Origin of the sequence: Actinosynnema sp. NPDC023658 (genome assembly GCF_040639995.1) — a bacterium.
In the GTDB taxonomy this organism is placed as follows: domain Bacteria; phylum Actinomycetota; class Actinomycetes; order Mycobacteriales; family Pseudonocardiaceae; genus Actinosynnema.
Map to the genome: position 1 here is coordinate 1 of NZ_JBFAAX010000365.1, position 5,853 is coordinate 5,853.

The 5,853-nt window shown below is 71.7% G+C and carries 5 protein-coding genes; all 5 read right to left on the minus strand.

Annotated features, from left to right (window positions below; translation table 11 throughout):
• Positions 1–103 precede the first annotated feature (103 nt).
• Positions 104–820, minus strand: a complete 717-nt coding sequence (locus tag AB0G02_RS26460) for a glutamine amidotransferase (RefSeq protein WP_360798585.1) — start codon at positions 818–820, stop codon at positions 104–106.
• Positions 817–1,995, minus strand: coding sequence for a MurT ligase domain-containing protein (locus AB0G02_RS26465; protein WP_360798588.1), 1,179 nt, complete (start codon positions 1,993–1,995; stop codon positions 817–819). The genes AB0G02_RS26460 and AB0G02_RS26465 overlap by 4 nt, the downstream gene beginning before the upstream one ends.
• A 113-nt stretch (positions 1,996–2,108) precedes the next feature.
• A complete protein-coding gene (locus tag AB0G02_RS26470; protein ID WP_360798591.1) occupies positions 2,109–2,588 on the minus strand; it encodes a helix-turn-helix transcriptional regulator in 480 nt (159 codons plus the stop codon).
• A 131-nt stretch (positions 2,589–2,719) separates the two neighbouring features.
• Complete coding sequence (locus AB0G02_RS26475) at positions 2,720–3,388, minus strand: ElyC/SanA/YdcF family protein (RefSeq protein ID WP_360798594.1); 669 nt, start codon at positions 3,386–3,388, stop codon at positions 2,720–2,722.
• Between the two features lie 22 nt (positions 3,389–3,410).
• Positions 3,411–5,672, minus strand: a complete 2,262-nt coding sequence (locus AB0G02_RS26480; protein ID WP_360798597.1) for an LCP family protein — start codon at positions 5,670–5,672, stop codon at positions 3,411–3,413.
• Between the last annotated feature and the right edge of the window lie 181 nt (positions 5,673–5,853).

Here is a 5,853-nt window from a genome sequence, read left to right on the forward strand (position 1 = left end):
CGTTGGACACGCGCGAGCTGAGCGTTTAACTCGGGTGCTCCGCGCGTAGGACTCTCGCGCTCCGGGCGTAGGACTCTCGCGAGAGTCCTACGCCCGGGGCGGGTCAGAGCGTGACGCCGGCGGCCTTGGCGCGTTCGGTGCGCAGGCGGGTCACGTCGGGCAGTTCGAGCGGGCCCGGCTTGGTGCCGGTGGCCCACTCGATCAGCAGGTCCGCGATCTGCGGGTTGCGCGGCAGCACGGGCCCGTGCAGGTACGTGCACAGGATCCGGCCCTGCACCGCGCCCTCCACCGAACCGTCGTTGCCGGTGCCCACCTTCACGTGCGCCAACGGGCGCGCGGACGGCCCCAGCACGGTCCGGCCCTGGTGGTTCTCGAACCCGGTCAGCAGGCCCTCGAACAGCCCGTCGGCGGGCGTGGCGATGACCTCACCGATGGCCCGGCTGCCACCCGCGTGCGAGGTCGAGTCGAGCAGCCCGAGACCGGGGTGGGTCACCTGGTCGGCCCGGGTGAACGACTCGCCGAAGATCTGGATGCCCGCGCACACGCCGAGGATCACCGCCCCGCGCGCCGCCGCCCGCTGCATGCCCGGGTGCTCGCGCAGGTGTCGCACGGCCAACGTCTGCGCCGTGTCCTCACCGCCGCCGACGACGTAGATGTCGCACGACTCCGGCACCGGCTCGCCGAACCGGATGTTGACGATCTCGGCGGAGATGCCCCGCCACGTCATCCGCTTCTCCAGCACGACGGCGTTGCCGAAATCGCCGTACGTGCCCAGCAGGTCGGGCAGCACGAGCGCGATCTGGACCTTGCTGGTGGTCACTGGGCGGCCCTCGCGTTCAGGTCGCGGAATGCGGTGTAGTTGGCGATCACCTCGACCGGACCGGGCGGCATGGCGTCGATCGCCAGCAGCGGGTCCGGCACGATCGTGTGCTCGACCTCGGCGTAGGTGAGCCGCACGGCCAGGTCGGTCGCCCGCTCGCCGGACGCGATCACCTGCCGGCCGCGCAGCCGCTCGAACGGCACGTCCCACAGCCACGACAGGTCGCGCCCGTCGGCCTCGTGCGCGTTGATCACCAGCACGGCGGGGTGGTCGGCCTCGCGAACCACGGTCAGCGTCTCGCTCCAGCCGGCCGGGTTCTTCGACAGCAGCAGCCGGGCGCGGTGCCCGGAGCGCTGGATCGTCCGGTACCGACCCGCCACGTTGGACACCGCGCGCAACCGCTGCACGGCCTCCTCCACGGGCACGCCGAGCGCCGCCGCGGCCGCCGCCGCCATCACCGCGTTGGCCTGGTTGAACTTGCCGGGCAGCCGCAGCGACAGCTCGACCTTCACGCCGTTCGGCGTGACCAGGTACCCGTCGCCGGTCACCCACTGGGGTCGCGGCCGGGCCAGGTCGCACCCGGTGCAGTGCCAGTGCTCGCCCTGCCACCGGATCGGGTCGCCGCAGCGCGGGCACGAGGCGGCGTCGTTGTGCCAGCCCGTGCCGGTGGCCACCCACACGACGTTGCCCGAGTCACGGGCCGCGGACGTCACCATGATGTCGTCGCAGTTGGCCACCACGACGCCGGTCACGGACGTCAGCGCGGTGCGCAGCGACCTCTCGATGGTGCGCACCTCACCGACCCGGTCGAGCTGGTCGCGGCTGAGGTTGAGCAGCACCGCCACGGCCGGCTCGGCGGCCCGCACGACCTCGGGGAAGTACCCCTCGTCGACCTCCAGCACCGCGTACGGCGCGTCGGGCTGCTTGGACAGCGCGGTGACGTGCCCGTCCGGCATGTTGGCGCCGCCGTGGTTGGTGGCGACCTCGCCCAGGAACGACACGGCTCGGCTGAGCATCATCGTGCTGGTGGTCTTGCCGTTGGTGCCGGTCACGAGCGCGACCGTGCGACCGGACGTCAAGTGCGCCAACGCCTGCGGGTCGAGTCGCAGCGCGACCCGGCCGCCGATCATGCCGCCCGCGCCGAGGCCCATCTTCTGCGACAGCTTGGAACTCATGTTGCCCAGTCGCACGGCCGCCGCGGTGCGCAGCGGCAGTCGGGCTGGGTCTGCACCTGGAGTGTTCGGCAACCGACTTCCTGCATCCGTCTGGGGAGGGAGATCCCCCGATGCTACCGGGGCCGGTGCTCCAGCTCCCGCAGGGTCCGGATCAGGTCCACCGTGCTGAGCTGGCACAACTGCGCCATGTACTCCAGCGCGGGCAGGTCGAGGTGCACCTCGGGCGGCTGGCCGGGCACGAGGTGGGCGAGCCTGCCCTGCGCCCAGCGGCGGAGCGGCATCAGCTGCGGTCGCGTGTCGGCGACGACCGTGGCCAGGTCGACCGAGAGGTGCCCGGCCGGCGCGTCACCGAAGACGCGCTCGTGGACCCGCGCCAGCACCTGGTGCGCGGGCACGCCCAGTGCGACGCAGATCTCCACCAACCGGACCACCGAGCACTGGCGGGTACCCAGTTCGTACGTCGCCAGCGTCTGCAGCGAGATGTCGCTCTGCAGCCGCCGGTTGAGCTCCTTGCGGGTCCACCCGCGCTGCTTGCGAAGGTTGCGGAGCTCATCACCGAGCACGCGCTGGTACGCCGCTGTGTCGATCTGCACCGTCGATCCTCCCGTCCACCGGAGTCCCGACAGACCCCTCGCAGATGGAAAGCGTGACAAGCCGATCGCTTACGCGGGATGCCCCGATTATCCCTCGATCGGGTTAATCGAGTAGTACGGAAAGTAGAGTTTCAGTGCTCCAAAGCCCTGGTGACGCCCGTTTCGCGCGGTCCGAGGAAGCGGGGGTCCGGCTTGGTGACGAGTCCGTCCCACATGGCCTTGCCCGCCGCGAACCCCTCGCGGACGTGTCCGTAGGCGGTGGTGGTCCACCACTCGGCGGACGTGTCGTGGCCCACGCCGAACGCCTCGATGCCCGCGGAGCGGCACAGCGCCACCGCGCGCGGCAGGTGGAACTCCTGGGTCACGACGGTCGCCCGCTCGACGCCGAAGATCCGCTTGGCCCGCGTGCAGGAGTCCCACGTGTCCAGGCCCGCGTAGTCGGCCACCACGACGTCCGCCGGCACGCCGTGCCCGACCAGGTAGTCGCGCATCGCGGTGGGCTCGTCGTACTCGGTGGTGCTGTTGTCGCCGCTGACCAGCAGCACGTGGACCTTGCCGTGCCGGTAGAGGTCGGCGGCCACGTCCAGCCGTCCGGCCAGGAACGCCGAGGGCGTGCCGTCCCCGGTCAGGCCCGCGCCGAGGACGAGCGCCACCGGCGCGTCGGGGACGTCGGCCGCGTCGTACCGGTAGGCCGCGCTGCTGGTCTGCACCCACACCCACGGCGTCGCCGCGAGCACGGCGAGCAGGCCGAGCGCGATCAGCACGCGCTTCCACCGCACCCGCGCGACGAAGCTCCTCACGATGTCCCCCCGATGTCGACCGTCAGTTGACGCAGCGCACCCCGTCCGCGGTGATGGGCGGCTCTTCGCTGGTGGACGACGTGCCCGGCTGCCGGCGCGCGCCGTCCAGGCCGACCACCGGGCCGCCGGCGAGGTTCTGCGCGCCGGGACCGGAGTAGTCGGCGCCGACGAACACGCGGACGTGACCGGCCGGGATGTTGTCGTCCTCCTCCAGCTCCAGCCCGCCCAGCGCCTCCGAGACGGCTTCCGCGCCCGCCTCGCCGCCCACGCCGTAGCGGGCGACCGAGACGTCGAGCGGCGAGGCGTTGTCCGTGCCGCCGTCCACGAACCGCTGGGCCACCAGCTCCTGGAGGACCCGGCCCGCCAGCCCAGGGGTGCCGGAGGCGTTGCGGACCTCGACGGTCACGGTGGCGTTGTCGACCGCGGGCCCGGTCGTCGTGGTGGTCGCGTTGGGGTCGGCGCCGAGGTTCTTGAAGAACTTCTTGACGTCACGCTCGTTGATCTCGACCGCCAGGCCGTCCTCGGCCGTCTCCAGCTCCGGGTTGCCGGTCGGGATCGTCTCGAACTCGAGGTTGCCGCCGGTCAGGTCCTTCATCTGGGTGGCGAACCGCAGCACGTCCCAGTCCTTGTCCAGCACGATGGACTTGGTCAGCGCCTCGATCAGGCTGCTGAGCTTGCCGGGGTCCGACAGCGTGCCCGCGGACAGGATCTGCTTGGCCAGGCCCGCCATGAACACCTGCTGGCGGACGATCCGGTCGAGGTCGCCGCGCAGCAGCCCGTACCGCTGCCGGACGAACGCCAGCGCCTCGCGGCCCTGGATCCGCTGCGGGCCGGCGGCGAAGCTCGCGCCCGACATGTCGTCGCGGGTGGCCTGGTTCAGGCACACGTCGACGCCGCCGACGGCCTTGGTGATCTCGTAGAACCCGACCAGGTTGATCTCGGCGTAGTGGTCGATGGTGACGCCGGTCAGGTTCTCGATGGTGTTGATCAGGTTCTTCGCCGCGCCGGTGCGCGACTCGACGTCCAGCCGGACCGGGTCGTCGACGCCCTCGCGCTCCAGTTGGGCGATGGCGTCGGTCTTGCCGTACCCGTACGCCGAGTTGATCTTGTGACGGCCCTTGTTCCCGGCGATCTGCACGTAGGAGTCGCGCGGGAACGACACCGCGATGGCCTTGCCGCCGTCGTTCGGCACGTGCATGAGGATCAGCGTGTCGGTGTTCAGGCCGCCGTCGTTCTCGTTGCCGGCGTGCAGCTCGTTGAGGATCTCCTGGGGCAGCGGGTTGCCCTTGGAGTCGGTGCGGCTGTCCATGCCGACCATCAGGATGTCGACCGAGCCGTCGGCGGGCTTCTCGCCGCCGCCCGCGTCGCTGATCACGTCCGTGGTGCTGATCTTGCTGAGCAGCGTGCTCAGGTTCGCCCACGCGTAGCCCGTGCCGAGCAGGACGGCGATCGAGTCCACCTGGTCGTCGCGGCGCACCGCGATCAGCGCGGGGAACAGGTCCGCGACACCGCAGGCCTGCCACTGGGGCGCCTGCTCGATCCGCTCCGCGATGGCGTCGGCCAGGCGTGCCGCGGCGTCCGCCCCCGGTTCGAGGTCTTCCAGGTAGTGGTACGCCGCCTCGCCCGGCACGAGCAGCCACCCCGAGGTGTCGACCTCGGGCAGTCTCGCCGAGTCGATCGGCGGCCAGGAGCGCCACACCGCGACCGGCACACCGCTGTCGTCGTCCGGCTCGACGAACTCGATCAGCTGCTGGGCGGTCAGGCTGTCCGGACGTCGGGCGATCATGTGGCCGGCGCCGCCCAGCAGGCCGCCGAGCTCGTGGAGGCGGGCGATCAGCCACCCCGGGAAGTCCCGCTCGTGCGCCAGCGCCTGCGCGAAGGCGTCGACGGCCTGGCGGTCGAAGGCGGTGGCGGAGCGGGGTGGGAGCGGTCGCGCGAACCTGCCGAAGTCCGGGTGCGAGGGACCGGTGAACGCGTCCGGGCCCTCCTCGCGGGGCTCTCCCGCGCCGAACCAGAGGCACGCCTCCTCGAACCGCGACCGCGCGTCCTCCGCCGAACCGTCCGAGGTCACCTCCTGGATCCGCCCGTGCAGGCCCACCAGGAACACCGACCGCGTCCCCAGGTCGTCCAGGTAGTCCTCCGGGTCGCCGTCGACGACCATCACGGGCGCGAAGACGCACCAGCCGCCCTGGAAGCGCTCGGCCGTCAGATCCTCGGTCGGGTAGTCCAGCCCTTCGGACCGGATCCGCTCCGACACCAGGGAAATCGCCCGCGCCGCGTTCATCCGCCCGTCCCTCCGCGCTGCACGCGGTCCCGTGCCGAACCGCGCACCCCGTCGACAACGTAGCGGACCGACCACGGTGCGTGTGCGGAAAAATCGGCTTGCGGCACCGCGTGCGCACGCCGCATCCTGACGGGATGCCGGAACCGGTGGGCGTCCTCGCGCGCGCCGTCACGTGGCGGCG

What these genes read in the sequence shown, in the direction of transcription:
- AB0G02_RS26480 (WP_360798597.1), bottom strand. Translation starts at nt 5,672, where the DNA reads ATGAACGCGGCGCGGGCGATTTCCCTGGTGTCGGAGCGGATCCGGTCC.
- AB0G02_RS26465 (WP_360798588.1), bottom strand. Translation starts at nt 1,995, where the DNA reads ATGAGTTCCAAGCTGTCGCAGAAGATGGGCCTCGGCGCGGGCGGCATG.